This window comes from Rhodoferax sp. BAB1 (assembly GCF_013334205.1).
GTDB lineage: Bacteria > Pseudomonadota > Gammaproteobacteria > Burkholderiales > Burkholderiaceae_C > Hylemonella.
This window is the reverse complement of record NZ_CP054424.1, coordinates 108,040-133,104: the sequence shown is the minus strand read 5'-3', so window position 1 is coordinate 133,104 and position 25,065 is coordinate 108,040. Positions and strand designations below refer to the sequence as shown.

At 66.0% G+C, this 25,065-nt stretch carries 21 protein-coding genes; 6 read left to right on the top strand and 15 right to left on the bottom strand.

Annotated elements, in window-relative coordinates; genetic code table 11:
* The first annotated feature begins 4 nt into the window (after positions 1-4).
* Both HTY51_RS00590 and HTY51_RS00585 read left to right on the top strand, forming a co-directional pair.
* Positions 5-1,288, top strand: coding sequence for an NAD(P)/FAD-dependent oxidoreductase (locus HTY51_RS00590; protein WP_174250911.1), 1,284 nt, complete (start codon positions 5-7; stop codon positions 1,286-1,288).
* A gap of 83 nt (positions 1,289-1,371) precedes the next feature.
* Positions 1,372-1,809, top strand: coding sequence for a DsrE family protein (locus HTY51_RS00585; RefSeq protein WP_174250910.1), 438 nt, complete (start codon positions 1,372-1,374; stop codon positions 1,807-1,809).
* 63 nt (positions 1,810-1,872) lie between these two features.
* On the opposite strand, the gene HTY51_RS00580 is transcribed toward HTY51_RS00585, so the two are convergent.
* Both HTY51_RS00580 and HTY51_RS00575 read right to left on the bottom strand, forming a co-directional pair.
* Complete coding sequence (locus HTY51_RS00580; protein ID WP_174250909.1) at positions 1,873-2,247, bottom strand: metalloregulator ArsR/SmtB family transcription factor; 375 nt, start codon at positions 2,245-2,247, stop codon at positions 1,873-1,875.
* Between the two features lie 67 nt (positions 2,248-2,314).
* Positions 2,315-3,952: an iron ABC transporter permease gene (locus tag HTY51_RS00575; protein ID WP_174250908.1), complete on the bottom strand. Its 1,638-nt coding sequence runs from the start codon at positions 3,950-3,952 to the stop codon at positions 2,315-2,317.
* A gap of 97 nt (positions 3,953-4,049) precedes the next feature.
* Here HTY51_RS00575 and HTY51_RS00570 point away from each other — a divergent pair, with 97 nt between their 5' ends.
* The gene (locus tag HTY51_RS00570) at positions 4,050-5,186 is read left to right on the top strand and encodes an ABC transporter ATP-binding protein (protein ID WP_174250907.1); all 1,137 of its coding nucleotides are present in this window, start codon (positions 4,050-4,052) and stop codon (positions 5,184-5,186) included.
* 4 nt (positions 5,187-5,190) lie between these two features.
* Here HTY51_RS00570 and HTY51_RS00565 read toward each other — a convergent pair whose 3' ends face one another.
* From HTY51_RS00565 to HTY51_RS00540, 6 genes are read right to left on the bottom strand one after another with little or no spacing between them, the layout of a single operon-like run.
* Positions 5,191-5,964 (bottom strand): 1-acyl-sn-glycerol-3-phosphate acyltransferase, encoded by a 774-nt coding sequence (locus HTY51_RS00565; RefSeq protein ID WP_174250906.1) that lies wholly within the window; start codon positions 5,962-5,964, stop codon positions 5,191-5,193.
* Complete coding sequence (locus HTY51_RS00560; protein ID WP_174250905.1) at positions 5,945-7,240, bottom strand: dihydroorotase; 1,296 nt, start codon at positions 7,238-7,240, stop codon at positions 5,945-5,947. The genes HTY51_RS00565 and HTY51_RS00560 overlap by 20 nt, the downstream gene beginning before the upstream one ends.
* A gap of 16 nt (positions 7,241-7,256) precedes the next feature.
* Positions 7,257-8,219, bottom strand: coding sequence for an aspartate carbamoyltransferase catalytic subunit (locus HTY51_RS00555; RefSeq protein ID WP_174250904.1), 963 nt, complete (start codon positions 8,217-8,219; stop codon positions 7,257-7,259).
* 28 nt (positions 8,220-8,247) lie between these two features.
* Positions 8,248-8,745 (bottom strand): bifunctional pyr operon transcriptional regulator/uracil phosphoribosyltransferase PyrR, encoded by a 498-nt coding sequence (gene pyrR / locus HTY51_RS00550; protein ID WP_174250903.1) that lies wholly within the window; start codon positions 8,743-8,745, stop codon positions 8,248-8,250.
* Positions 8,742-9,143, bottom strand: a complete 402-nt coding sequence (gene ruvX / locus HTY51_RS00545; RefSeq protein ID WP_371733845.1) for a Holliday junction resolvase RuvX — start codon at positions 9,141-9,143, stop codon at positions 8,742-8,744. The genes pyrR and ruvX overlap by 4 nt, the downstream gene beginning before the upstream one ends.
* Positions 9,144-9,157: 14 nt before the next feature.
* Positions 9,158-9,757, bottom strand: a complete 600-nt coding sequence (locus HTY51_RS00540; RefSeq protein WP_174250901.1) for a YqgE/AlgH family protein — start codon at positions 9,755-9,757, stop codon at positions 9,158-9,160.
* Between the two features lie 20 nt (positions 9,758-9,777).
* Here HTY51_RS00540 and HTY51_RS00535 point away from each other — a divergent pair, with 20 nt between their 5' ends.
* Positions 9,778-11,262, top strand: coding sequence for a deoxyribodipyrimidine photo-lyase (locus HTY51_RS00535; RefSeq protein WP_174250900.1), 1,485 nt, complete (start codon positions 9,778-9,780; stop codon positions 11,260-11,262).
* A 32-nt stretch (positions 11,263-11,294) separates the two neighbouring features.
* Here HTY51_RS00535 and HTY51_RS00530 read toward each other — a convergent pair whose 3' ends face one another.
* The 6 genes from HTY51_RS00530 to HTY51_RS00505 all read right to left on the bottom strand — a co-directional run bounded on the left by HTY51_RS00530 (position 11,295) and on the right by HTY51_RS00505 (position 21,066).
* Positions 11,295-17,234 carry an Hpt domain-containing protein gene (locus HTY51_RS00530; protein ID WP_174250899.1) on the bottom strand — a complete coding sequence of 1,980 codons (5,940 nt, stop codon included), beginning with the start codon at positions 17,232-17,234 and terminating at the stop codon, positions 11,295-11,297.
* A 33-nt stretch (positions 17,235-17,267) separates the two neighbouring features.
* On the bottom strand, positions 17,268-19,514 hold the full coding sequence (locus HTY51_RS00525) for a methyl-accepting chemotaxis protein (protein WP_174250898.1): 2,247 nt from the start codon (positions 19,512-19,514) through the stop codon (positions 17,268-17,270).
* A 35-nt stretch (positions 19,515-19,549) separates the two neighbouring features.
* On the bottom strand, positions 19,550-20,077 hold the full coding sequence (locus tag HTY51_RS00520) for a chemotaxis protein CheW (RefSeq protein WP_174250897.1): 528 nt from the start codon (positions 20,075-20,077) through the stop codon (positions 19,550-19,552).
* Between the two features lie 10 nt (positions 20,078-20,087).
* Entirely contained in the window at positions 20,088-20,453 is a 366-nt protein-coding gene (locus HTY51_RS00515; protein WP_057674732.1) for a PleD family two-component system response regulator, read from the bottom strand.
* On the bottom strand, positions 20,453-20,851 hold the full coding sequence (locus tag HTY51_RS00510) for a PleD family two-component system response regulator (protein WP_174250896.1): 399 nt from the start codon (positions 20,849-20,851) through the stop codon (positions 20,453-20,455). The genes HTY51_RS00515 and HTY51_RS00510 overlap by 1 nt, the downstream gene beginning before the upstream one ends.
* Before the next feature lie 62 nt (positions 20,852-20,913).
* Positions 20,914-21,066 (bottom strand): rubredoxin, encoded by a 153-nt coding sequence (locus HTY51_RS00505; protein WP_174254106.1) that lies wholly within the window; start codon positions 21,064-21,066, stop codon positions 20,914-20,916.
* A 135-nt stretch (positions 21,067-21,201) separates the two neighbouring features.
* Between HTY51_RS00505 and HTY51_RS00500 the strand changes: the two genes are divergently transcribed.
* Together HTY51_RS00500 and hemL are read left to right on the top strand one after the other, a co-directional pair.
* The gene (locus HTY51_RS00500) at positions 21,202-22,122 is read left to right on the top strand and encodes a bifunctional hydroxymethylpyrimidine kinase/phosphomethylpyrimidine kinase (protein ID WP_254606939.1); all 921 of its coding nucleotides are present in this window, start codon (positions 21,202-21,204) and stop codon (positions 22,120-22,122) included.
* The gene (gene hemL / locus HTY51_RS00495) at positions 22,106-23,416 is read left to right on the top strand and encodes a glutamate-1-semialdehyde 2,1-aminomutase (RefSeq protein ID WP_174250894.1); all 1,311 of its coding nucleotides are present in this window, start codon (positions 22,106-22,108) and stop codon (positions 23,414-23,416) included. The genes HTY51_RS00500 and hemL overlap by 17 nt, the downstream gene beginning before the upstream one ends.
* Before the next feature lie 61 nt (positions 23,417-23,477).
* On the opposite strand, the gene purH is transcribed toward hemL, so the two are convergent.
* Positions 23,478-25,058 carry a bifunctional phosphoribosylaminoimidazolecarboxamide formyltransferase/IMP cyclohydrolase gene (gene purH, locus HTY51_RS00490; protein ID WP_174250893.1) on the bottom strand — a complete coding sequence of 527 codons (1,581 nt, stop codon included), beginning with the start codon at positions 25,056-25,058 and terminating at the stop codon, positions 23,478-23,480.
* Positions 25,059-25,065: the final 7 nt, after the last annotated feature.

Sequence of the window (25,065 nt, the reverse complement as noted above, 5' to 3'; positions counted from 1 at the left end):
AACCATGAAACGACGCAGTTTTGTACAAGCCTCGCTGGCACTCGGCACCGTGGGCTCCCTGTCCATGGTGGGTTGCGCCACCACCGCCCCCATCCCGACCAAGGCCAAGGTCGTCGTGATCGGCGGCGGCTATGGTGGTGCCACCGCCGCCAAATACGTGCGCATGCTCTCCAACTACCAGATCGACGTGGTGCTGGTGGAGCCCAACGACAGCTTCATCTCCTGCCCGATCTCCAACCTGGTGATCGGCGGCTCCAAGACCATGGGCGACATCACCACGCCCTATGACAACCTCAAGGGCAAACATGGCGTGATCCATGCGCGCGACCGTGTCATGGAAATCGACCGCGGCAAAAAGACGGTGGCGCTGGCTGGCGGGGCCACCATCGGCTATGACAAGCTGATCGTCTCGCCTGGCGTCGACATGATGTGGGGCAGCATCGCCGGCCTGAAAGACGCCAGCGCCTCGGGCCAGATCCTGCAGGCCTGGAAGGCCGGCCCGGAAACGGCGGCCCTGCGCCGCCAGCTCGAAGCCATGCCCGACGGCGGCGTCTACGCCATCTCGGTACCGCTGGCGCCCTACCGCTGCCCGCCCGGCCCCTACGAGCGCGCCAGCCAGGTGGCCAGCTACTTCAAGAAGGCCAAGCCGAAATCCAAGGTACTGATCCTGGACGCCAATCCGGACGTGACCTCCAAGGGCCCGCTGTTCAAGAAGTTCTGGGCCGAGAACTACGCCGGCATGCTGGAGTTCCGCGGCAACCACAAGGCCATCGCGGTCGACGCAAAAACCAGGACCGTCAAGTTCGAGACCTCGGATGACGTGAAGGCCGATGTGCTCAACGTACTGCCGGACATGAGCGCAGGCCTCATCGCCATGCAGTCGGGCCTGGCCAACGCCAACGGCCGCTGGTGCAACGTCAACTACCAGACCTTCGAGTCCACCGCTGCCAAGGACGTGCACGTGATCGGCGACTCGGTGCTGGCCGCGCCGCTGATGCCCAAGTCCGGCCACATGGCCAACTCGCACGGCAAGGTGGTGGCCGCCGCCGTGGTGGCCCAGCTCTCGGGCATGGAGGTCAACCCGCAACCGCTGCTGACCAACACCTGCTACAGCTTCGTCAACGACAAGCTGGTGGTGCACGTGGCATCCATCCATCAGTACGTGGCGGCCGAGAAGACCTTCAAGACCGTGGCGGGCTCGGGCGGCGTCTCCAGCGCCCCCAACGAGCTTGAGGGCATCTACGCCTGGAACTGGGCGCAGAACATCTGGGCGGATACACTGCTCTGATGCTGCCGGGCCCGGTCTCGCACCGGGCTCCGCCTTGCCGGCACTCGCCGGCTTTTTCTCGCCACCGAATTCAGGAGTTGCTCATGTACAAATTCATCACCACCCTCGCCCTGGTCTGCGCCGCCACCCTGGGTTTCGCCTCGACGGCCCAGGCGCAAGCCACGCAGCAGGTCAAGGCGGTCTACCACATCAACACCGATGTCAACACGGTGCCGGCCGTCCTGAACAACATCCGCAACCACATGGCCGCGGACCCGAAGGCCAAGATCGTGGTGGTGACGCACGGCGCGGGCATCAACTTCCTGCTGCAGGACGCCAAGGACAGCCAGGGCCGCGAGTTCAGCGGTGCCGTGAGCGACCTGGCCGGCAAGGGTGTCGAGTTCCGCGTCTGCAACAACACCCTGACGGTGCGCAACATCAACCCGGATCGCCTGCTGATGGAAACCAAGATCGTGCCCTCGGGCGTGGCCGAGGTGGCGCGTCTGCAAGCGCTGGAGGGTTACGTCTACCTGAAGCCCTGAGCGCAAAGATACGCAGCGAAAAGGGGCCTGTCAGGCCCCTTTTCTTTGGTCGTGTGCCAGCGCTCAGGTCGCCGGCGAGGCCGTAGGTTCGGCCATGGGAGACTCGAAGTCCGCATCCATGGCGATCTGGGTGCACACGGCACGGCACAGCGATGAAACGCGGTCGTCGATGATGCGGTAATAGATCTGCACACCTTCACGGCGCTTGCCCAGCACACCCGCCTGGTACAGCGTGGTCAGGTGCTGGGACATATTGGGCTGGGTGGTGTCGATCTTGCTCAGCAGATAGCTGACATTGCGCTCGCCATCACAGAGGTGGCTGATGATCTTGAGCCGCATGGGCGCCGACATGACACGGAAAACCTCCGCTGCCAGTTCGAAAACCTGATCCGGTTCGGTCACGGTGGCCGGGCTTGCCTGGATGGAACGCTTGCTCATGACTTGTCAGTTCCTAATATAAATACATTCTCATTTTATACAGGCCTACCCTTATGGATGTTGCGTTTTAACCCTCATCCTGCGCATTGCGGCTGCGCAGTGTGCGGCTGAGCAACAGTACCGGGATCAAGCCCACCAGCACCAGGGCCAGCGAAGGCAGCGCCGCCTCGCCCAGGCGCTCGTCGCGTGCCAGCTGGTAGGCCACCACGGCCAGGGTGTCGCTGTCAAAGGGCCGCAGCACCAGGGTGGCCGGCAATTCCTTCATGACGTCGACAAACACCAGCAGGGTGGCTGCCATGACCGAGCGGCGCAGCAGCGGCCAGTGCACCCGGTGCAGCAGGCCGAAGCCGCTGCTACCCAGCATGCGGGCACTGTCGTCCAGGCTGGCCGGAATGCGGGCATAACCGCTTTGCACCGACTGCAGGGCCACGGCCACGAAGCGCACCAGATAGGCCCAGACCAGGCCCAGCGAGGTAGCCGTGACCCAGTAGGCTGCACCGGCCTCGGGCCAGCGGGCCTGCACCCAGCCCACCGGCAGCAGCAGGCCCACCACGATGACCGCGCCGGGCACGGCATACCCCAGGCCGGCCAGCCAGACCACGGCGCGCGTCAGCACATCCGGCAGGCGCCGCAGGGCATAGGCCAGCAGCAGGGCCAGAGCCACGGCCAGCGCGGCACTGAGCAGGCCCAGGCGCACGCTGTTGCCGGCCCAGCCCAGGAAACGGTCCCAGGGCAGTTCGCCCCAGTCGGCCAGCAGGGGACGGAACATGAAAAGCACCGGCGCCACGAAACCCATGACGAGCGGCAGGCCGCAGACCCCCCAGGCTGCCGCCAGGCGCAGGCCGCGCAAGGGCACCGGCCGTGCTTCCGCACCGGCCTGGCGCGCGGTACGCGAGCTGACGAAACGCAGGCGCTGGCGCGAGCGGTGCTCCAGCCACAGCAGCCCGGCCACCAGTGCCAGCAGCAGGGTGGCCAGCTGGGCGGCGGCGATGCGGTTGTCCATGGCCAGCCAGGCCTTGTAGATGCCGGCAGTGAAGGTCTGGATGCCGAAGTAGCTGGCCACGCCGAAGTCGGCCAGCGTTTCCATCAAGGCCAGCGCCACACCGGCGGCCACGGCCGGCCGCGCCAGCGGCAGGGCCACCTCGCGGATGCGGCGCGACAGGGGCGCGCCCAGCAGGCGGGCCGCCTCCATGAGGTGGCTGGCGCGCTCGGCCAGGGCCGTGCGCGCCAGCAGGTAGACGTAGGGGTAGAGCGCGAAGGTCAGCACCCAGGCCGCGCCGGCGGTGTTGCGGATCTCGGGAAACAGGCGTCCCTGCAGGCCGGTAGCCGCGCGCAGCCAGCTCTGCAGCGGGCCGCTGTACTGCAGGAAGTCGGTATAGGCATAAGCCACCACATAGGCCGGCATGGCCAGAGGCAGCAGCAGCGCCCATTCAAAAAAACGCCGGCCGGGAAAGTCGAACAGCGTGACCGCGGCGGCCGAAGACAGGCCGACCGTGATGACACCGACCGTCACCAGCAGACAGAGCCAGAAGGTGGTGGCCAGGTAGTCAGGCAAGACGGTGCGGGCCATCTCGAGCAGGATCTCCGTGGCCTGGGTACCGGGCACGCCGCCGGGCAGCCAGGCCCCCAGCAGGGCCAGCACGGGGAGCATCAGGGCGGCGGTGAAGAGCAGCAGGAAAAGATGACGGAGCCGGCGCAGGGGCATGAAGTGACCCGGGAAGGGTTAAGAGGCGTAATGAGAATTGTAAGCATCTACAATAAGGCTCCGTCTCACGCACTCCAAGTGTGAACAGGTCCTCATCATGTTCCTCGAAGTCTCCCAGCTCGAAGTCCGTTATCCCGGCGCCGCCCAGGCTGCCGTACAGGGCGTGTCCCTGGGCCTGCGCGCCGGCGACATCGGTGTGCTGATCGGTCCCTCGGGCTGCGGCAAGACCACGCTCTTGCGCGCGGTGGCCGGGCTGGAGCCGGTCAGCGGCGGCGAGATCCGCCTCTCGGGCCAGGTGGTGGGCAGCGCCAGCACCCAGCTGGCGCCGGAAGAGCGCCGCATCGGCATGGTGTTCCAGGACTACGCCCTGTTCCCGCACCTGGACGTGGGACGCAACGTGGCCTTCGGCATCGCCCATCTGCCCAAAGCCGAGCGCGCGCTACGCGTGCGCGAGGTGCTGGCCCTGGTGGGCCTGGAAGGCAGCGAGTCGCGCTACCCGCACGAACTCTCGGGCGGCCAGCAGCAGCGCGTGGCCTTGGCGCGCGCCTTGGCCCCGCGCCCGCAGCTGCTGCTGCTGGACGAACCCTTTTCCAACCTCGACGTCGAGCTGCGCGAGCGCCTGGCGCACGAGGTGCGCAACATCCTCAAGGCCGCCCAGGCCACGGCCCTGTTCGTCACACACGACCAGCTCGAGGCCTTTGCCATCGGCGACACCATCGGCGTCATGCACCAGGGCCGCCTGCACCAGTGGGACGACGCCTACACGCTCTACCACCGGCCGGCCACACGTTTCGTGGCCGACTTCATAGGGCACGGCGTGTTCGCGCCGGCCACCATCCGCGAGGTAAACCGGCAGATCGTGGTGCAGACGCCGCTGGGTGAGCTGACCGACGTGGCCGAGTGTCCCCTGCCCTGTGCTTTTTCCGGCGGCGAATGCGACGTGCTGCTACGCGCCGATGACATCGTGCACGACGACGATGCCCCGGTGAAAGCCGAGATCGTGCGCAAGGCCTTCCGCGGTTCGGAGTTCCTCTACACCCTGCGCCTGGCCGGCGGCCAGACCGTGCTGGCCCATGTGCCCAGCCACCACGACCACCGGATCGGGGAATGGATCGGCATCCGCCCCGAGGTGGACCACGTGGTGACCTTCAACCGCTCATGCTCCCTGCGCGATGGTGCGATGTGCGAGAAGCCCTGCTCCGGGCAGACGGTCGCCTGCGAAGACTTGCGCTGAGTCCTCAGCGCGATGCCGGCGGCTGGCGCAATTGCGCGATGGTCTCGCGCAGACCGGCCGCCCAGGTCCGGCGCTCGCGCCCCTGAGCTGCCTGCGGCTCACCGAAGACGATGCGCACCGTGATGCCTCGTGCGCGCACGGTGCGCCAGACCGAACCCAGCAAGGTGTCGTCCCCCACATAACAGGGCGCCAGGCTGCGCTCGCCGCTACGGGTGTCGATGAACTGCAGGGCCACAGGCTGCACCGGCGCATCAGCCGCGATGGCCGCCTGCAGCAGGTTGGCATGGAAGGGCAGCAGCTCGACGCCTTCGCCAGTCGTGCCTTCAGGAAACACGGCCAGCACATCACCGGCACGCAGGCTGTCGGCCATGTGGTGCACCACGCGCATGGCGTCGCGGCGCGACTCGCGCTGGATGAAGAGTGTGCCCACGCCGCTGGCGAGGGCGCCGATCAGCGGCCAGGCCTGGACGTCGGCCTTGGAGACGAAGCGGCAGAAGCGCGCCGCATGCAGGGAAGTGATGTCCAGCCACGAGATGTGGTTGGCCACCAGCAGCAGCGGACCGGGCAAGGCGGCATTGCCCTGCACTTCGAGCCGGATGTCCAGGCGAGCGAGCATCGCGCGCGACCAGACCTGCACACGGAGGGCACGCTGCTCCTCACTCAGGCGCGGGAAACGCAGCAGGATGGTCAGCAGGCCCGCGACGATGTGCGTGAGCGCGCGCCCCAGGCGCCAGATGGCGCGCCAGACAGCGGCTTTTTCAGGCTGCCTGGTATGCAATCTGCCCACCGACGATGGTGCAGCGCACGCGCGCGGGCAATTCGTAACCGGCAAAGGGTGTGTGCTTGCCCTGGCTGCGCAGGGCCTGCGGCGACACCGTCCACTCGGCCTGCGGGTCGAACACGCAGACATCGGCCACACCACCCACCACCAGTTGGCCAGCGCTGGCCTGCAGGGTGCCCAGGGCACTGCCCAGCACGCGCGCCGGTTCGCTGGTCAGCACCGCCAGGGCGCGCGTGAGGCCCACGCCGCTTTCCTGGCCCCACTTGAGCGCCAGGCTCAGCAGCAACTCCACGCCGGTAGCACCGGGCTCGCTCTCGGCAAAGGGCAGCATCTTGGCGTCCTCGTCGACCGGCGTGTGGTCGGACACCAGCGCGTCGATCGTCCCGTCGGCCAGGCCCTCGCGCAAGGCGTCGCGATCGGCCTGTTGCCGCAAGGGCGGATTGAGTCGCATGCGGCTGTCGAAATAGCCGATGTCGTTATCGGTCAGGTGCAGGGAGTTGATGCTCACGTCGCAGGTCACGGGCAGGCCCGCGTCCTTGGCCCCTCTGACCAGGGCCAGACCAGCGGCGCTGCTGAGACGGCACAGGTGCACGCGCGCGCCGGTGCTGCGCATCAACTCGAAGATGGTGTGCAAGGCGATGGTCTCGGCCGCCACCGGCACGCCCGAGAGGCCCAGGCGCGTGGCCAGCGCGCCGCTGGCCGCCACGCCCTGGCCCAGGTAGTGGTCGTTCGGGCGCAGCCAGACGGCGTAACCGAAGGTGCTGGCGTACTGGAAGGCGCGCTGCAGGATCTGGGTGTTGACCAGGGGCACGTCGGCCTGGCCGAAGGCCACGCAGCCGGACTCGGTGAGCTCGACCATCTCGGTCAGGATCTCGCCCTGCAGGTTGCGCGTGAGCGCACCGATGGGGAAGACACGCGCCTGGTGCAGTTTCTCGGCGCGGAACTTGAGCATCTCGACCAGACCCGGCTCATCGAGCACGGGGTCGGTGTCCGGCGGGCAGGCCAGGCTGGTGACACCGCCGGCGACCGTGGCGGCCATCTCGGATTCGAGCATGCCCTCATGCTCGTGGCCGGGCTCGCGCAGGCGCACGGTCAGGTCCATCAGGCCGGGAGCCACGACGCAGCCGCCCGCCTCGACCACACGATTGGGCGCGAAATCGGCCGGCACCTTGCCGATGGCGACGATGCGGCCGGCGGCAATGGCCACATCGGCGATCTCGTCACGGTTGCTGGCGGGATCGATGACACGGCCGCCCTTGATCAACAGTTTCATTCTGGTTTTCTCCCGCTCACGCCTCGTTGCCGGCCACGATGCTCATCACCGCCATGCGCACCGCGATGCCGAAGGTGACCTGCGGCAGGATCACGCTCTGCTTGCCGTCCACCACATTGGAGTCGATCTCGACGCCACGGTTGATCGGGCCCGGGTGCATGACGATGGCGTCCGGCTTGGCCAGCTGCAGCTTCTCGGGCGTGAGGCCGAAGCTCTTGAAATATTCCTGGCTGGAAGGCAGCAAGGCCCCGCTCATGCGCTCGTTCTGCAGGCGCAGCATGATGATGACGTCCGCTCCCTTGATACCCTCCTCCAGCGTGTGGCAGACGCGCACACCCATGGGCGCCATGGTGGCGGGCACCAGGGTCTTGGGGCCGACCACACGCACTTCGGCGCAGCCCAGGGTGGTGAGCGCATGGATGTCGGAGCGCGCCACGCGCGAGTGCAGCACGTCACCGACGATGGCCACCGTGAGGTTGGAAAAATCCTTCTTGTAGTGCCGGATGGTGTACATGTCCAGCAGCCCTTGGGTGGGGTGGGCGTGGCGACCGTCGCCGGCATTGACCACGTGCACGTGCGGTGCGACGTGCTGGGCGATCAGGTAGGGCGCGCCGGACTCGCTGTGGCGCACCACAAAGAGGTCGGCCGCCATCGCGCTCAGGTTGGCGATGGTGTCCAGCAGCGACTCGCCTTTGGAGGCCGAGGAGCGCGCGATGTCGAGGTTGATGACATCGGCCGACAGGCGCGTGGCGGCGATCTCGAAGGTGGTGCGTGTGCGGGTGGAGTTCTCGAAGAACAGGTTGAACACGCTCTTGCCACGCAGCAGCGGCACCTTTTTCACTTCGCGGTCGCTGACGCTGACGAAGTTGGCCGCCGTGTCCAGGATGTGCGTGAGGATGTCGCGCGGCAGTCCTTCGGTGGACAGCAGGTGGATCAGCTCGCCGTGCTTGTTGAGTTGGGGGTTGCGTTTGTAGAGCATGGTGTGGGCCTTGTGTTCGATCGCCGGCTCAGGCAGCCTCTACCCGGAAGTGGAAACGGTCGTCCGCGTCGCGTGCCAGTTCCAGCAACTGGTTGGGCGGCAAGGCGACACGCGCCGCGGCATAGTCGGCCTGGATGGGCAACTCGCGGCCACCACGGTCCACCAGCACCGCCAACTGGATCGAGGCCGGACGGCCGTAGTCGAACAGCTCGTTGATGACGGCGCGGATCGTACGCCCGGTGTAGAGCACATCGTCAAGGATGATGATCTGCGCCGCGTTGACGTCAAAAGGCAGAACCGTCTGGCCGCCGCTGGCCAGGCCGCGCTGCGCGAAATCATCGCGGTGCATGGCTGAGGAGATCGTGCCGTGCTCACCCTCGAGCCTGAGGTCGCGCTGCAGGCGCTCGGCCAGCCAGGCCCCGCCCGAGGTCACGCCGACCAGGCGGGTTTCTGCGGAGCAAAGGCCACGCACGCCGCGTTGCAGTTCGCCGTAGAGGGCTTCGGCGTCCAGGGTGAGTACGCTCATTCCAGGTTCCTCAAGAATTGTTCCAGGATCACGCAGGCCGCACCCGCATCGGCGTCGGCTGCGCCAGCCGCCAGGGCCTCGGTGGTGCTGTAGCGTTCGTCGACCTCGTAGACCGGCAGGCCGAAACGGCCACGCAACTGGCGCGCGAATTTCTGCGCCCGTGCCGTATTCTCATGCGGCGCGCCGTCGGGGTGGAAGGGCACGCCAACCACCAGCGCATCGGGCTGCCACTCCTTGAGCCGCTCGGCAACGCGCTCAAAACGGGCATCCCCTTCGGCGCGGATGGTCGGCTGGGGCAGGGCCTGGCGCAGCATGCGGTTTCCGACCGCGACGCCAGTGCGCTTGAGACCGAAATCCAGGGCGAGAAAGCTTTGCTGAGTGAGAGGGACGGCAGTCATGGCTGCTACCGTGTTCATGCATGCCCCACATCGGGCGAGAGCATCCAGGCCTGCAAGCCCAGCAGGGACAGCGCCTTGTCGTAGCGTTGCGCCACCGGTGTCTCGAAGATCACGATGGGGTCGGCGTGGACGATCAGCCAACTGTTCTCCCCGATTTCCGACTCCAGCTGGCCCTGGCCCCAGGCAGAATAGCCCAACGAGACCAGCACACGGCTGGGGCCGGCACCGGTGGACAGGGCCTCGAGCACGTCGCGCGAGGTGGTCATCTCCAGCCCGCCGGGAATCATCATGGTGGAGGCATAGACCGGTTCAGGTTTTTCGGCCGCCGGCTCCTGCAAGGCTTCGTGCAACACAAAACCACGTTCGGTCTGCACGGGCCCACCGTGGAAGACGGGGGCGTCCTTGAGGTCGGCGCGTCCCAGCGGCAGCTCGACCTTGTCAAACAGGCCCTGCAGCTTGATGTCTGTGGGTTTGTTGATCATCAGGCCCAGCGCCCCGCGCTCGCTGTGCTCGCAGAGGTAGACCACACTTTTGGAAAAAGTCTCGTCGTCCAGGCCGGGCATGGCGATCAGGAAATGATTCGTGAGATTGATGGGTGCAGAATCATCGGCCATGCTTTGATTTTAACGGTGATATGCAAAAACCCCTGGATTCCGGTCTGGTCTGGTTCCGGCGCGACCTGCGGGTCGACGACCATCCGGCCCTGCACCTGGCCCTGCAACAGTGCCAGCGCGTCTATTGCGCCTTCATTTTCGACCGGGACATCCTGGATCCGCTGCCACGCAGCGACCGCCGCGTGGCGTTCATCCGCGCCTCCCTGGTGGAACTGGATACGGACTTGCGCGCGCTGGCCGGCCAGGATAATGCCGGCCTGATCGTGCACCATGGCCACGCCACCGAAGCCCTGCCCGCCCTGGCGCAGGCACTGGGGGTGCAGGCCGTGTACGCCGCACACGATTACGAGCCGCAGGCCCAGGGGCGGGATGCCCAGGTGCGTGGCACGCTGGCCAGCCTGGGCATCGCCCTGCACACCTGCAAGGACCACGTGATCTTCGAGGGCCGCGAAGTCCTCACTGGCGGCGGCACGCCCTACACCGTCTTCACGCCTTACAAGAAGGCCTGGCTGGCGCGGCTGGCTGCCACGCAGCTGCCGGTGTTCGACTGCGCCCCGCTGGCCGCTGGCCTGGCCCCGCGGCCCGAGTCCCTGTGCCATGCCGTGCCGACCCTGGCCGAACTCGGCTTCGAACCCAGCAACCTGACCCAGCTCAGGATACCCACCGGCAGCAGTGGCGCGCGCCAGCTGTTTGCGGATTTTTTCGAGCGCATGGACCAGTACCAGGACACCCGCGATTTCCCGGCCCTCAAGGGCCCGAGTTACCTTGGCGTGCACCTGCGTTTTGGCACGGTGTCCCTGCGTCGTCTCGTGAACGCGGCACAGCAGCGCAGCCAGCAAGGCAGTGCCGGCGCTGCGACCTGGCTCAGCGAGCTGGTCTGGCGCGATTTCTACTTCCAGATCCTGGCCAATTTCCCGCACGTGGCGGCGCAGGCCTTCAGGCCGGCCTATGACGCGATCCAATGGGAACAGGGCGCCCATGGCCAGGCCCTCTACGCCGCCTGGTGCGAGGGCCGCACGGGGTATCCCATCGTCGACGCGGCCATGGCGCAGCTCAACCAGAGCGGCTACATGCACAACCGCCTGCGCATGGTGGCGGGCAGCTTCCTGGTGAAAGACCTGGGCATCCACTGGCAATGGGGCGAGCGCTACTTTGCCGAAAAATTGAACGACTTCGAGCTGGCGTCCAACAACGGTGGCTGGCAGTGGGTGGCCTCCAGTGGCTGTGATGCGCAACCCTGGTTCCGGATCTTCAACCCGATCAGCCAGAGCAAGAAGTTCGACCCGCAGGGCCGTTTCATCCGCCGTTACCTGCCGCAGCTCGCGGCCCTGCCCGATGCCGCGCTGCACGCACCCTGGCTGGCTGGCCCGGTCGAGCTGGCCGCCGCCGGCGTGACCCTGGGCAGCGGCTACCCCCTGCCCCTGGTCGCCCACGACGAGGCGCGCGCGCAGACGCTGGCGCGCTACGCCGTGGTGCGCAAAAGCGGGGAGAAGGAAGAAGGCTGAGCCACGCAGCAACGCCGCGTGGCTCGCACGGATCAGGCCGGGACAGCCTGCGTGCAGTAGTGCTTCACGAGGCCCAGCAACTCGTCTTCGCCATAGGGCTTGCCCAGGTAGTGGTTCACACCCAGCTCCTTGGCATGCTCACGATGCTTTTCGGCAATACGCGAGGTGATCATGATGATGGGCAGGTCGCGCAGCTTGGCATCGGCGCGGATGTTGCGTGCCAGGTCGAAGCCGTCCATGCGCGGCATCTCGATGTCGGACAGCACCACCGCCGGACGCTCCTCGGCCAGGCGCTCGAGCGCCTGCAGACCGTCGGCCGCCATGGCCACACGGTAACCTTCGCGACGCAGCAGACGCTGCGTGACACGACGCACGGTGATGGAGTCGTCCACCACGAGCACGAGCGGCAGATCGCCACCGGTGCCCGGGGCCACCTGCTCGGCCACCGGCAGGCGGGGTTGACCCGCCGTCGACGGCTCGCTGCTGGCCTGTTGAAGCTCGTAGGCCTTGTCGCCGAACACGGTCGCCAGAGCCACCGGGTTGTAGATCAGCACCACCGCACCCGAGGCCAGCACGGACATGCCGGCCAGACCCGGCAGGCGCGACAGCTGCGGCCCGAGGTTCTTCACCACGACTTCCTGGTTGCCCAGCACTTCGTCGACGTGGATGGCCAGACGCTGGCCCGCACTGCGCAGCACCACCACCGGCTGGGTCTTGCCCACGTGTTCATGGCTGCGGGTTGACGCCTGCAGGAGCGCGCCGGACCAGAAGAACGGCACCGTCTCGCCGCCGTAGTCGATGCTGCCCTGGGCATAGGCCTGCTCCAGTTCAGCGTAGCTGAGACGGCGCACGATCTCGACCAGATTGGCCGGCACGCCGATGTTCAACTCGCCCATGCGCAACATGATCACCTGCGTGACGGCCGTCGTCAGGGGCAGGACCAGCTTGAAGCTGGTACCGGCGCCGGCCGTGCTGGCGGTCTCGATACGCCCGCCCAGGGCCTGCACCTCCGAACGCACCACGTCCATGCCGATGCCACGTCCGGACAGTTCGGTCACGCTGGACGCGGTGGAGAAGCCCGGCATGAAGATCATGTTGGCCGCGTCCGCATCGCTGAGTGGCTGGCCAGGCGCCACCAAACCCTGGGCCAGCGCCTTTTCGCGGATGCGCGGCAGGTTCAGGCCGGCACCGTTGTCGCTGAAGACGACCGAAACGTCATTGCCTTCCTGGTGCAGGCTGATGGTGATGGTACCGGCGGCAGGTTTGCCCGCGGCCTCCCGCTGCTGGGGAGGCTCGATGCCGTGCGCCACGGAATTGCGCAGCATGTGTTCGAAGGCCGGTGTCATGCGGTCCAGCACGCCACGGTCGATTTCCATCGAACCACCGGTGATGTCGAGCTTGACCTGCTTGCCGGCGTCCTTGGCCGCCTGCCGCACCACGCCGTAAAGGCGCTCGGAGATGCCTTCGAATTCCATCATGCGCGTGCGCAACAGGTCACGCTGCAACTCGCGCGTCTGGCGCGCCTGGGCGATCAGGTCGTCCTCGGTGCCGCTGATGGTCTGTTGCAGGTTGCGCTGCACGGTGGCCACGTCATTGACAGACTCGGCCATCATGCGGGTGAGTTCCTGCACGCGGGTGAAACGGTCGAATTCCAGCGGGTCGAAACCCTGCGCCGTGTCCTTGGCCTGCGCCAGGCGCGACTGCATCTGCGACTCCGCCTGCAGTTCGACGTCGCGCAGGTGGGTGCGCAGGCGGTCCAGGTTGGCCGTCAGCTCGGAGAGTGAGCCATTGAGCTGGCCCAGACGCTGGTCCAGGCGGCTGCGGGTGATCATGACTTCACCGGCCTGGTTGACCAGGCGGTCGAGCAGTTGCGAGCGCACACGCACGGTCTGGCCCGACGTGGATCGGGCCGTGGCCGACGGCAGCTTGGCCGGCAGGGCGGGTGCCGCCACGGCCGGCCGCGCAGCCACGGGCGGACGCTGAGCCACCTTGACCGGCTCGGGCGCAGGTGCCGCAGCCGGTGTGGCGACAGCGGCAGATACAGGGTGGGGCGCCGGGGCTTGCGGAACGTAGGCCTCTTCCACCGGTCCTCGGCAGAGCTCGTCAAATATCTGCTGCAGGCGGTCATACCGTGTGAGCAGGGGATCGATCTGCGCAGCCTGGATGAATTCGCTGCCCATCTGTTCGATGGCCGATTCCATGCGGTGCGCCATTTCGCCCAGGCGCATGGCGCCGGCCAGACGCGCACTGCCCTTGAGAGTGTGCAGCACACGCAGCACATCCAGGCGTGCACCACCATGGTCGGGCTGTTCCGACCACTGGCGCAGCGCGGCGGCCAGCTGGGGCATGAGTTCGGCGGCCTCTTCCTCGAAGATCGGGAACAGGTCGGCATCGATCACGTCGACGGCGTCGATTTCTTCGTCGCTGTCGTCGACCACGATCTTGGCGGCACCAGGCAAGGCCGAGACGGCAGGCATCGCTGCCGGCATGACCGGCGCGATGGACTTGGGCGCAGGGGCGCTTGCGGGCGGCGCTGGCTCGGCCGGCTCGAATTCGAAGTTCAGATCACCCAGATCCAGCTCGGGGACCTCGGTCACGGTGAGCGCCGGCCGACCGCTGTCGGACTCGAGGGTGTCGAGCTGGGCGAACTCGGTCGTGTGGATCGCATTCAGCGCCTCGACCAGGCCAGGCTCCGGCGCCTTCAGGAAACCAGCGGCGAACTGGTGTAGCAGATGGCGGATATTGTCGGCAGCCGCGACAAAAACCTGGGCATGCCCAGCCTGCCCCTGACCGTGCAGCTGCACGTGTTGCATGGCCTGCTCAAGTGCCCGGGCAATCTCGGACAGGGCGGAGAATCCGACCGTCGCGGAACTGCCGCCCAGCGAGTGCGCCAATGCAATCGCGGTGTCAGGAACCGGATTGTGCAACTCCAGCGACCACTCGTTGAGTTCGGTCAGCAGGCGTCGCGACCATTCGTCAGCCTCATTCAGGAAGACGTTATACAGCGGGATGCCGATGCGCAGCGTACCGATCACCTTGACCTGCTCGTCCGCCGTTTCAGCGGGCGTGGCGGTCGCAGGCAGTTCAAGTTCGAAACCTTCGATGTTCCCCGCACGGGTATCGGGCTCATCCGGCACATCGTGGATGGCGCCGGTGGATGTATCGGCCCAATTGTTCTGCAATTCCGGCAGTTCAAAAGCAGATAGTTCGGCCGGCTCGGCCATACGGGTCGCCGCCCAGTCCGGGTCCGTGCCTTTTTGAGGCGGCGCCAGGTCCTCGGGGCCAGCCATGCTGGTGGGCGCCCAATCCTGGCTCGCCCCTTTGCCCGAAAGCGGCATCCGATCTTCCGGGCCGGCCAGGCTGGTGGCCGCCCAGTCGATGGACAGATCAGCTGCCGGCGCGTCTTCACGCGCAGGCGTGGAAGCCACCGGAGGCACCCCGGCCAGACTGCTGAAATCGATATCACCGAAATCTGCCAGCGACGAAGGCTGCCTGACTTCGGCCGGCGCGGCCGGCTTGCTCAGGGCCTGGGCATCCGCCAACTCGAAGTCGAACATCTGGGTCGACTCGAAATCGATCTGGGGCAGCTCCTGGGCTGGCGCCGGCAGTTCCGGCACCGGGACAGACACGGGCGCAACCGGTTCAGGCACAGCGGCCTGTGTCGCCGGCGCTGCTGGCAGTTCCAGGGCGAGGAATTTGTTGTCCAGTCGCATCGCATCGGCTGACTGGCGGAAAGGCACGGCACTCCAACCGGCATCGCTGCCGGCAGCAATATCCTCGACCCACTGACCCAGGCCTTGCAGCGCGGCATTGGAGAGTTGCAGCAGTTCGGGGCGAGCCGGCTTCTGCTCGGCCAGCCAGCTGTTCATCATCTGCTCCATCGCCCATCCGGCTTCGCCGAACTCGGTGAAGCCGACCATGCGCGAGCTGCCCTTGAGGGTGTGGAAGGCGCGGCGCAATGTGGTCTGGTGCGACAGGTCGGCCGGATCTCCGAGCAAGGCCAGCACGGCATCCTGGCCGTTGTGGATCACCTCCCGGGCCTCATCGAGGAAGATGTCTCGCAGTTCGGCACCATCGTCCTCGGAGACATCGGCAGAGACTGCGGGCGCAGGGGCAGGTGTCGGTGCGGCCTGGGGCACGGGACGGGGGGTGGGAGCAGGAGTGGGTACCGGCGCGGCCGGTGGCTCGGGGGCCACAGCGGCAGCCTCGCGCTCCCGGCCCATCAGGGGCTTGAACTCCCCCAACTCCTCGTCGTAAACAAACAGCTTCTTGGCCAGGGTGCGCTGATAACTCAGCATGTCGATCAGGAAACCGAGGGCACCCAGGCTGTTGCCGAATTTCTCGAAGACACCAGTCCGCGCCGCATCTTCGTCGATGTTGTCGACCAGGAACTTCTCGACGGTATCGCGCATGCGCACGGTGGCCAGCGAGGCCTGGTCCAAACCCAGCACCGAGAACACACCGCGCATTTGCGCCAGCTGGTTGGGCACATCGTTGAGCGGCGCCTTTTCCTTGGGATTGCGGAAGAAGGTGTCGAGCGACTTCTCGATCTCGGTCAGGCTGGTGCGAAGTTCCTCGACCACGCTTCCCATGGTCTGGCGATCGCTCACGCGGCGATACAGCTCCTCCATCCAGGGCTCCAGCGCCTCGGGCTGCCCACCGGCCACGACGTGGTCCAGCCGGCGCGCCAGACGGTCGCTGCGCTCGCTCATGCTGGACTCGGTGGGATCCATGTCCTCGTAGGCCGCATCCAGATAGAGGATGGAGGTAGCCACTTCCATGGCCACCGGCGTGGTGGGCGGCTCACCCGAGCGCACCGTACCATCCACGGCCTTGAGCAGGGCACGTGCCAACGCCTTGTTCTCCGGATGCAGTTTCAGCAGCGACTCACCCACCAGGGTGAACTGCTCGGACACCACCTTGAGGCGGTTGGTGTCGCCACCGGAGAGGGCCGACCAGGTCTCGGTCGCCGTGGCGATACGCTTGCGCGCCTGAACCAGCACCGCCGGGTCGAAACGGCCATACTGCGGCGTTTCGTAGTTGACAGGTTTCTCCTGCGCCAGGCCATAAGCCTGCCTGACCGCGGCCAGCACCGGGGCCGCCTGGGCATCCGCCGGAACGGCCTGGGCACAGAAAAAAAGCAGATCCTGGGCCAGACGGTCCGAGACCTCGCTCTTGCCACGTGCCAGCGTGGTGAACTGCATCAGGATGCGCGAAGCCGCGCGCTTGACATAAACATCCGGCGCGCAAAGCTTGAGCGCCAGGGCTTCGAAATACGCCGCACAGATCTTCCAGAAGGAACGCGCATCCAGCGCCTGCTGGCCGGCTGCCAGGCCAAGGCAGAGGTCGCACAAGGTCTTGGCCGACGATACGCTGCCCGTCTTGACCACCTTGAGCACAGCCGAATCCAGCTGGGAGCGCACCGCCGGGTCATACCCCAGTGCCTCAGCCGGCACGGGGATGTCGGCATCGATCCAGCGCCAGGCATGTCCCCAAAGTTCGGCCGGGTGCACGCGCTCCTCGCCGACCAGTTCCAGCACGTCCCGGTACTGCGGAAACAGGGCTACTGCCGAGGCCGACTTTCCGCGCAGCACACTCTCCAAGTATTCGATCAAGGCAAAGCTGGCGCGCTCGACCTTGGTGGCAGCGTCTTCGCTGCATGACTCGGGGCGTTCGACGAATTTCTGCGCGAGCGCCTCCATGGCGCGCAGCACCTTGGCCGGCTCGGGCAGGCCCACCATCTCCAGGGCACCGACGGCCTGGTGCAGTTGCTGGCGTGCAATGCGCAGCTGGCTGGCATCAAGCGACTCCAGATCGGAGCCACGCGCGAGCTCGGCATCACGCACAAAACGGCGGATGGCCTTGCTGGCGCCATCGAGCGACTTGCGCAGTTCGTCCAGGACCCAGGCCAGGGGGCCCAGGTCGTTGACCGGCTGATCGTCGTTGCCGCTAGCGGCTGCGAGGGCTTGCATGGATACGTCGCTCCTGCGGATGACGGGCGGGGGTCAGGAAATCTTGAATCGTGCGACCGACTGGCGCAGCTCTTCAGCCATGCGCGAGAGTTCGCGCACCTGGGCGGCCGTGGCCCGCGTACCTTCACCGGTCTGCTCGGTCACGGCGAAGATGTGCTGGATGTTGTCGGCCACCACGTTGGCCATCGCGGCCTCCTTCGAGGTGGAGTCGGAAATCTGCTCGATCAGCTCGGCCAGTCGACGCGACACGCGGTCGATCTCGGTCAGCGCGGTACCGGCATTGTCGGACAGTCGCGCTCCCTCGACCACACCCTGGGTGGAGCGCTCCATGGCGGCCACGGCGTCCTGCGTGTCGGTCTGAATCGCCTTCACCAGCGCCGAGATCTGGCGCGTGGCGTCTGCGGAACGTTCAGCCAGTCGCTGCACTTCTTCCGCCACCACCGAGAAGCCGCGGCCAGCTTCACCGGCAGACGCCGCCTGGATGGCGGCGTTCAGGGCCAGCACGTTGGTCTGCTCGGTAATGTCCGAGATCAGCTCGGTGATTTCACCAATCTCCTGCGAGGATTCACCCAGGCGCTTGATCCGCTTGGAGGTGTCCTGGATCTGGTCACGGATGGAGTTCATACCGCCGATGGCGTCCTGCACGGCCTTGAGGCCGGACTCGGCAGCCTGCAGGGACTGGCGCGCCACCGCGGCCGATTCCTGCGCCTGATGCGAGACCTGGTTGATGCGGGTCGACATGTCCACCACGGAGCGACCGGTTTCGCGAATCTCGTGCAGCTGTTCGTTCGATGCGGCCAGCAGTTCCGTGGACGTCTGGTCCACCTCGGCCGTCGTCTGCGCCACCTGGGCCGCGGTGTTCTGCACGTTGCCCACCAGCAGTCGCAGCTCTTCCACCGTATAGTTCACCGAGTCGGCGATGGCACCCGTGATGTCCTCGGTCACCGTGGCTTCCTGCGTCAGATCGCCTTCGGCCACCGTCTGCAGTTCGTTCATCAGTCGCAGAATGGCGGCCTGGTTGGCGTCGTTGACACGCTTGGCCTCCTGTTCCTGGCGCTCGGCTTCCAGTCGTTGCGCTTCGGCCATCACCTGGCGGCGACGGCTGTCCATCAGCTGCACACGCGCCAGACCGGCAGCGCAGAGCAGGGCGAAGATGGCGGCGCCGATCAGGGACAACAGGGAGGTCGGGCCCAGACCGGTACGCGTGGCCAGTTGCCCCTGCAACTCTTCCAGGTCGCGGCGCATCGGCTCGCTGTCGTTGATGATGGTGATCTGCGCGCTACGCGCCGAGACCAGGCCCTGCAGGTTGCCCAGAATGGCACCGGCCTGGGTGCGGGTCAGTTCATACAGCTTGATCAGCGCCTCGATCTGCTCGCGCGTCTGCGCATCCTTGGAGGCGTTCAGGCGCAACTCGGGGCTGCCGTCGAGCAGACCCTGTGCAATTTCCTTGAAGGAGTTCAAGTCCTTGCCCAGCAGGAACACGGCTTCCGGGCTCACACCCTCGGCCGTCAGGAACTCGTTGGACGACTTGCCGATGCGCTGGGTCAGCATCACCAGCTGACCGGCCGCGGAAATTTCGGCGGCGCTGGCGTTCTGCTGCAGCTTGAGCGAAGACACCGTCTCGGCGATCTCCAGCAGGTCGGACGACTGGCGGTTGATGGTACGTAGGGCGGCGCCGACCTGGGTCAGGATCTTCTCCTGCGCCACGATGGCAGCGGCACTTTTCTCGGCACGCTCCATCAGGGGGATGATCTTCTCGAGCTGCGGCAGCAGGTCGGCATCGATGGGCTCCAGGCGCAGGGCGTAATCGCTGTCGCGCAGGCCCTTGACGGAGCGCACCAGGTAGCTGGAACTCTCCTTGACTTCGGCGAAGGCCTGGGGCACACCCACCAGGGCCTGCGACACCGACTTGGCCAGGCGCTGCGACTGCATCAGGGACTGGCCAGTGGCATTCAGCTGCTGCGCCACGCGGTCGGCGGCCGTCAGCGCCACGAAGGCGATCGCGCCCAGCACCACCAGCGCCAGACCCAGCAGCCACCACAGCAGACGCTGCTGCTCGGCAATCGGACGGCGCCCCAGCAGGGGCACGCTGACCATGTCGTCCTGGTCCAGCGGCACCGGCGCAGGCAAGTCTTGCAGCTGGGTGTCCGCCGATTTGCCAGGGGCCGCGGCGCGCGGCGCATGCAGGGCAGACAGATCGTCGGGCATGGCCAGACTCAGGCCAACACTCTGCTCCGTATCGGGCGCCTTCTTGCCAAAGAGTTTGTTGAGGACGGACATGATGCAACCTTCAGGATTGTTAGGGTGGCCTGTCTTCAGGCACTGATGCTCAAAAACTCGCTCATCTGCGACAGTTGCTGGAGGTTGATCTCCTGCCAGCGGCTGCCGTCAGCATCGACGTAACGGTTACCGAAATAGGGAGGCGCGCCTTCGGGCGGCGGCTCGGAACCCGAGAACGCCCCGACATGGCGCAGGCCCGCCAGGGAATCGATCAGCAAGGAGCAATTGATCTCCAGGGCGGCATTGAGCGTGACCACACTGGCCTCGGCCCAGTACTGCTCCGTGCGCACCGGCGCCTTACCGGCAATGTAGGACGCCAGGTCCACCACGCCATACAGGCCGCCACGCAAGTTGACGACCCCCAGAAACCATGGCTGCGAGTAGGGCACCGCCTGCACCGCAGGCAGAGGGAAAATCTCACCCGACTGGGCTAGGGGCAGCAGGTAATCCAGCCCCCCCGCACGCACCGCCAGCCACGAAATGGAGAGACCTTCGGCCTTGGCCGCTTGCAAGCGGCTGGCAAGTCGTGACTGCAGGTCCCTTAGAGCTTCGCGATTGGCCATGGGGTGTGAGTCAGCCCAGTGCCTTGATCTTGCCCAGCAATTCGGCTTCGTCCACCGGCTTGGTCACGTAGTCGCGCGCGCCCTGGCGCATGCCCCAGACACGGTCGGTTTCCAGGTTCTTGCTGGTGCAGATGATGATCGGGATCTCGGCGTACTCGGGCGTGCGGTTGATGGCGCGCGTGAGCTGGAAGCCGTTCTGCCCCGGCATGACCACGTCCATGAGGATCAGGTCGGGCTTGTCTTCGGCCAGGCGCCGGAAAGCATCGTCGGCATCCTCGGCAGTCTTCACGGCCATCCCGTTTTTCTGGAGCAAATCCGTCAGAAACATCAATTCCGTCTTGGAATCGTCCACGATCAAAACTTTGCGTATCGGCATCAATTCACTCCTTGCGAGACTATGCCAAACTGCTGCACGGCCTGCAACAGCTGGTCTTTGGTAAACGGTTTGGTCAGGTAGTCCTGGGCCCCCACCATGCGACCGCGCGCCTTGTCGAACACCCCGTCCTTGGACGACAGCATGACCACCGGCACCGAGGTGAACTTGGCATTGCGCTTGATGATGGCGCAGGTCTGGTAACCATCGAGGCGCGGCATCAGGATGTCGCAGAAAATCAGGTTGGGCTGGTAGTCGTTGACCTTGGCCAGGGCATCGAAGCCGTCTTCGGCCAGCATCACCTCATGCCCGCCCTGCTTGAGAAAAATCTCGGCACTGCGGCGGATGGTGTTGCTGTCATCGATCACGAGGACCTTGAGGGGCGATTCTTGAGTGCTCACTGAACCCTACTCCTGATTACGGCCGGCTGAAGCGATGCAGACGCCATCACTCAGACCCGACCTCAGATCTGGACCATTTCGAAATCTTCCTTGCGCGCACCGCATTCAGGACAGGTCCAGTTCATGGGCACATCTGCCCAAACGGTTCCCGGCGCAATGCCGTGCTCCGGATCGCCAGCCGCCTCATCATAGATCCAGCCACAGATCAGACACATCCAGGTTTTCTTATCACTCACAGCTTACGAGACCTTCGAATAGAATGCAACATTGTACAAAGCGAAAACCACTCTCAGCCGGCTTTCGCGCAACGACTTGTCGTATTCTGCCTGATGACCGCCACAGGCCAGCCCATGCAAACCCCAGCCCCCGAGGAAACCGCGCACGATCCGAGCCAGCCGCCGTGCGTGCTGGTATTCAATGCCAACGACCCCAGCGGCGCCGGCGGATTGTCTGGCGACGTGTCTGCCATCGCCTCGGCCGGCGCGCATGCCTTGCCCGTCATCACCGGCACCTACGCGCGTGATACCGCAGAAACTTTCGACCACTTTCCCTTCGACGAAGAGGTGGTAGCCGAGCAGGCGCGTTGCCTGCTGGAAGACGTCACCGTGCAGGCCATCAAGGTCGGGTTTGCCGGCACGCCGGAGAATCTCAGCGCCATCGCCGAGATCGCCACCGACTACCCGGACATCCCGCTGATCGCCTACATGCCCAACCTGTCCTGGTGGAACGAGGTGCAGATCGACCTCTACCTGGACGCCTTTCAGGAACTGGTTTTGCCCCAGACCACAGTGTTGGTCGGAAACCACAGCACCCTCTGGCGCTGGCTGCTGCCCGACTGGGAAGGCGAGCGCAGCCCGAGCGCTCGCGACATCGCCCGCGCCGCCGGCGAGTACGGAGTGCCTTACACCCTGGTGACCGGCATCCCTGCCCCCGAACAGCACATCGACAATGTGCTGACCTCGCCGCAATCCGTGCTGACCAGCGAGAAGTTCGAGCGCTTTGAAGCGGTGTTCTCCGGTGCCGGCGACACCCTGACGGCCACACTCACCGCCCTCATCGCCAGCGGCTGCGACCTGACGGAAGCCTTCACCGAGGCACTGGGCTATCTGGACCACTGCCTGGACGGCGGCTTTCGCCCCGGCATGGGTCACGTGATCCCGGACCGCCTGTTCTGGGCCCAGGCCGACCTTGACGACAGCGACCCTTCCGAAGATGAGCCGCAGAGCCCTGCCTCCCCACTGGAACTGCCCCCCCATGACACCCAGCACTGACCGTAACGAGATCCTGTTCGAGCGCGCCAAGCGCGTCATTCCCGGCGGCGTGAACTCGCCTGTACGCGCCTTCCGCGCTGTCGGCGGCACCCCCCGTTTTGTCCAGCGCGCGCAAGGCGCCTATTTCTGGGACGCCAACAACCGCCGTTACATCGACTACATCGGTTCCTGGGGCCCGATGATCCTGGGACATGGTCACCCGGCTGTGGTCGAAGCCGTGCAGAAGGCCGTGACCGAAGGCTTTTCCTTCGGCGCCCCGACCGAGCGCGAGATCGAGCTGGCCGAAGAGATCCTGAAATTCGTGCCCTCCATGGAGATGGTGCGCCTGGTCAGTTCGGGCACCGAGGCTGGCATGAGCGCCATCCGCCTGGCGCGCGGCGCCACCGGGCGCAGCAAGATCATCAAGTTCGAGGGCTGCTACCACGGCCACGCCGACGCCCTGCTGGTCAAGGCCGGCTCGGGCCTGGCCACCTTCGGCAACCCCACCAGCGCCGGCGTGCCGGCCGAGGTGGTGCAGCACACCCTGGTGCTCGAGTACAACAACGTGCAGCAGCTCGAGGAAGCCTTCGCCCTGCACGGCAAGGAACTCGCCTGCCTGATGATCGAGCCCATCGCCGGCAACATGAACTTCGTGCGCGCCTCGGTGCCCTTCATGCAGCGCTGCCGTGAACTCTGCACGCAACACGGCGCCCTGCTGGTGTTCGACGAGGTCATGACGGGTTTCCGCGTGGCCCTGGGCAGCGCGCAAAGTGTCTACGCCCAGGCCATCCCGGGCTTCAAGCCGGACATCACGGTACTGGGCAAGGTCATCGGCGGCGGCATGCCGCTGGCGGCCTTCGGCGGGCCGCGCGCCCTCATGGAGCAGATGGCCCCGCTGGGCCCGGTCTACCAGGCCGGCACGCTCTCCGGCAACCCGGTGGCCACGGCCTGCGGCCTGGCGACCCTGCGCGAGATCAGCAAGCCGGGCTTCTTCGAGGCCCTGTCACGCAAGACGCGTTCGCTGGTCGAGGGATTGAAAACCGCCGCGGCAGCCGAAGGCGTGGCTTTCAGCGCCGACTGCCAGGGCGGCATGTTCGGCTTCTTCCTGATGTCCGAGCTGCCGCAGAACTACGCCACGGTCATGAAGACCGACAACGCCCGCTTCAACACCCTGTTTCACGGTCTGCTGGACCGTGGCGTCTACATCGCCCCGGCCCTCTATGAAGCAGGTTTCGTGAGTGCCGCGCACAGCGAAGAAGATATCGCCGTGACCGTAGCTGCCGCCCGCGAAGTCTTCAAGCTGCTGGCGAAATAGATCGCCAGCGCCCATGAGAAAAGCGGCCTCGGGCCGCTTTTCTCATTCGTGTCTTGCCATTTCAGTGGCGGAAATGCCGGATCCCACTGAACACCATGGCCACGCCGCGCTCGTCGGCCGCATCGATGACTTCCTGGTCACGCATGGAGCCACCGGGCTGGATCACGCAGGTCGCACCGGCATCCACCACCACATCCAGGCCGTCGCGGAAGGGGAAGAAGGCGTCGCTGGCCACCACCGTGCCCTGCAGCGACAGATTGGCGTGCTGGGCCTTGATGCTGGCAATGCGCGCCGAGTCCAGGCGGCTCATCTGGCCGGCGCCCACGCCCATGGTCATGCCGTCCTTGCAGAAGACGATGGCATTGCTCTTGACGAACTTGCCCACCTTCCAGGCGAAGAGCAGGTCTTCGAGTTGCTGCGGTGTTGGCGCCTTCTTTGTGACCACTTTCAGGTCGCTGCGCTGCAGCTCGTGGTTGTCGGCGGTCTGGATCAGCAGGCCCGAGCCCACGCGCTTGACGTCGTGCGAGTTCTGTCCGCGCTCCCAGGCCGTCTTGCCGTCGCGCTTCACGCCGTCCAGGGAGATCTGCAGCACACGCACATTGGCCTTGACCTTGAAGAGTTCCAGCGCCTCGGGCGTGTAAGCTGGCGCCATCAGCACCTCGACAAACTGCTTGCTCACTGCTTGGGCGGCTGCAAGGTCCACCGTGCGGTTGAAGGCGATGATGCCGCCGAAGGCCGAGGTCGGATCGGTCTGGAAGGCCTTGCTGTAGGCCTCCAGCGCGTCCTTGCCCATGGCGACGCCGCAGGGGTTGGCATGCTTGACGATTACGCAGGCCGGCACCTCGAAGCTCTTCACGCACTCCCAGGCCGCGTCGCCGTCCGCGATATTGTTGTAGCTCAGCTCCTTGCCCTGCAACTGCCTGGCCGTCACCAGTGAACCCGGCGCCGGATAGAGGTCGCGGTAGAAGGCGGCCGACTGGTGCGGGTTCTCGCCGTAACGCAGGTCCTGCAGCTTGACCATATTGCTGTTGGCCTGGGCCGAGAAGGCGGCGTGCGTACCGTCCTCGTTGATCGCCGACAGATAGTTGCTGATGGCCGCGTCGTAGTTGGCAATGCGGTTGAAGGCCGCCACCGACAGCGCGAAGCGCAGCTTGTCGGACACCTTGCCGTTTTTCTTCAGTTCATCCAGCACCGCCGGGTACTGCGAAGCGTCGGTCAGCACACCCACGTCCTTCCAGTTTTTGGCCGCGCTGCGCACCATGGCCGGGCCACCGATGTCGATGTTCTCGATCGCGTCCTCCAGCGTGCAGCCGGGCTTGGCCACCGTGGCTTCGAAGGGGTAGAGATTGACCACCAGCAGGTCGATGGTGTCGATCTGGTGCGCCTTGAGCGCGGCCATGTGCTCGGGCAGGTCGCGCCGGGCCAGCAGGCCGCCGTGCACCAGCGGGTGCAGGGTCTTGACCCGGCCGTCCAGCATCTCGGGGAAACCGGTCACCTCGGCCACCTCGGTCACGGGCAGTTTGGCCTCGGCCAGCAGCTTGGCGGTGCCGCCGGTGGAGATCAGCTTGATGCCCAGCGCATGCAGGGCCTGGGCGAATTCGACGATGCCGGTCTTGTCGGAAACGGAGAGGAGTGCGTTCATGCCTTGT

Coding starts and splice junctions, on each gene's coding strand:
- HTY51_RS00515 (WP_057674732.1), bottom strand. CDS start 20,453: ATGCCGATACGCAAAGTTTTGATCGTGGACGATTCCAAGACGGAATTG.
- HTY51_RS00570 (WP_174250907.1), top strand. CDS start 4,050: ATGTTCCTCGAAGTCTCCCAGCTCGAAGTCCGTTATCCCGGCGCCGCC.
- HTY51_RS00540 (WP_174250901.1), bottom strand. CDS start 9,757: ATGGCCGATGATTCTGCACCCATCAATCTCACGAATCATTTCCTGATC.
- HTY51_RS00575 (WP_174250908.1), bottom strand. CDS start 3,952: ATGCCCCTGCGCCGGCTCCGTCATCTTTTCCTGCTGCTCTTCACCGCC.
- hemL (WP_174250894.1), top strand. CDS start 22,106: ATGACACCCAGCACTGACCGTAACGAGATCCTGTTCGAGCGCGCCAAG.
- purH (WP_174250893.1), bottom strand. CDS start 25,058: ATGAACGCACTCCTCTCCGTTTCCGACAAGACCGGCATCGTCGAATTC.
- pyrR (WP_174250903.1), bottom strand. CDS start 8,745: ATGAGCGTACTCACCCTGGACGCCGAAGCCCTCTACGGCGAACTGCAA.
- HTY51_RS00585 (WP_174250910.1), top strand. CDS start 1,372: ATGTACAAATTCATCACCACCCTCGCCCTGGTCTGCGCCGCCACCCTG.
- HTY51_RS00505 (WP_174254106.1), bottom strand. CDS start 21,066: ATGTGTCTGATCTGTGGCTGGATCTATGATGAGGCGGCTGGCGATCCG.
- HTY51_RS00500 (WP_254606939.1), top strand. CDS start 21,202: ATGCAAACCCCAGCCCCCGAGGAAACCGCGCACGATCCGAGCCAGCCG.
- HTY51_RS00590 (WP_174250911.1), top strand. CDS start 5: ATGAAACGACGCAGTTTTGTACAAGCCTCGCTGGCACTCGGCACCGTG.
- HTY51_RS00525 (WP_174250898.1), bottom strand. CDS start 19,514: ATGTCCGTCCTCAACAAACTCTTTGGCAAGAAGGCGCCCGATACGGAG.
- HTY51_RS00535 (WP_174250900.1), top strand. CDS start 9,778: ATGCAAAAACCCCTGGATTCCGGTCTGGTCTGGTTCCGGCGCGACCTG.
- ruvX (WP_371733845.1), bottom strand. CDS start 9,143: ATGACTGCCGTCCCTCTCACTCAGCAAAGCTTTCTCGCCCTGGATTTC.
- HTY51_RS00560 (WP_174250905.1), bottom strand. CDS start 7,240: ATGAAACTGTTGATCAAGGGCGGCCGTGTCATCGATCCCGCCAGCAAC.
- HTY51_RS00530 (WP_174250899.1), bottom strand. CDS start 17,234: ATGCAAGCCCTCGCAGCCGCTAGCGGCAACGACGATCAGCCGGTCAAC.
- HTY51_RS00520 (WP_174250897.1), bottom strand. CDS start 20,077: ATGGCCAATCGCGAAGCTCTAAGGGACCTGCAGTCACGACTTGCCAGC.
- HTY51_RS00580 (WP_174250909.1), bottom strand. CDS start 2,247: ATGAGCAAGCGTTCCATCCAGGCAAGCCCGGCCACCGTGACCGAACCG.
- HTY51_RS00555 (WP_174250904.1), bottom strand. CDS start 8,219: ATGCTCTACAAACGCAACCCCCAACTCAACAAGCACGGCGAGCTGATC.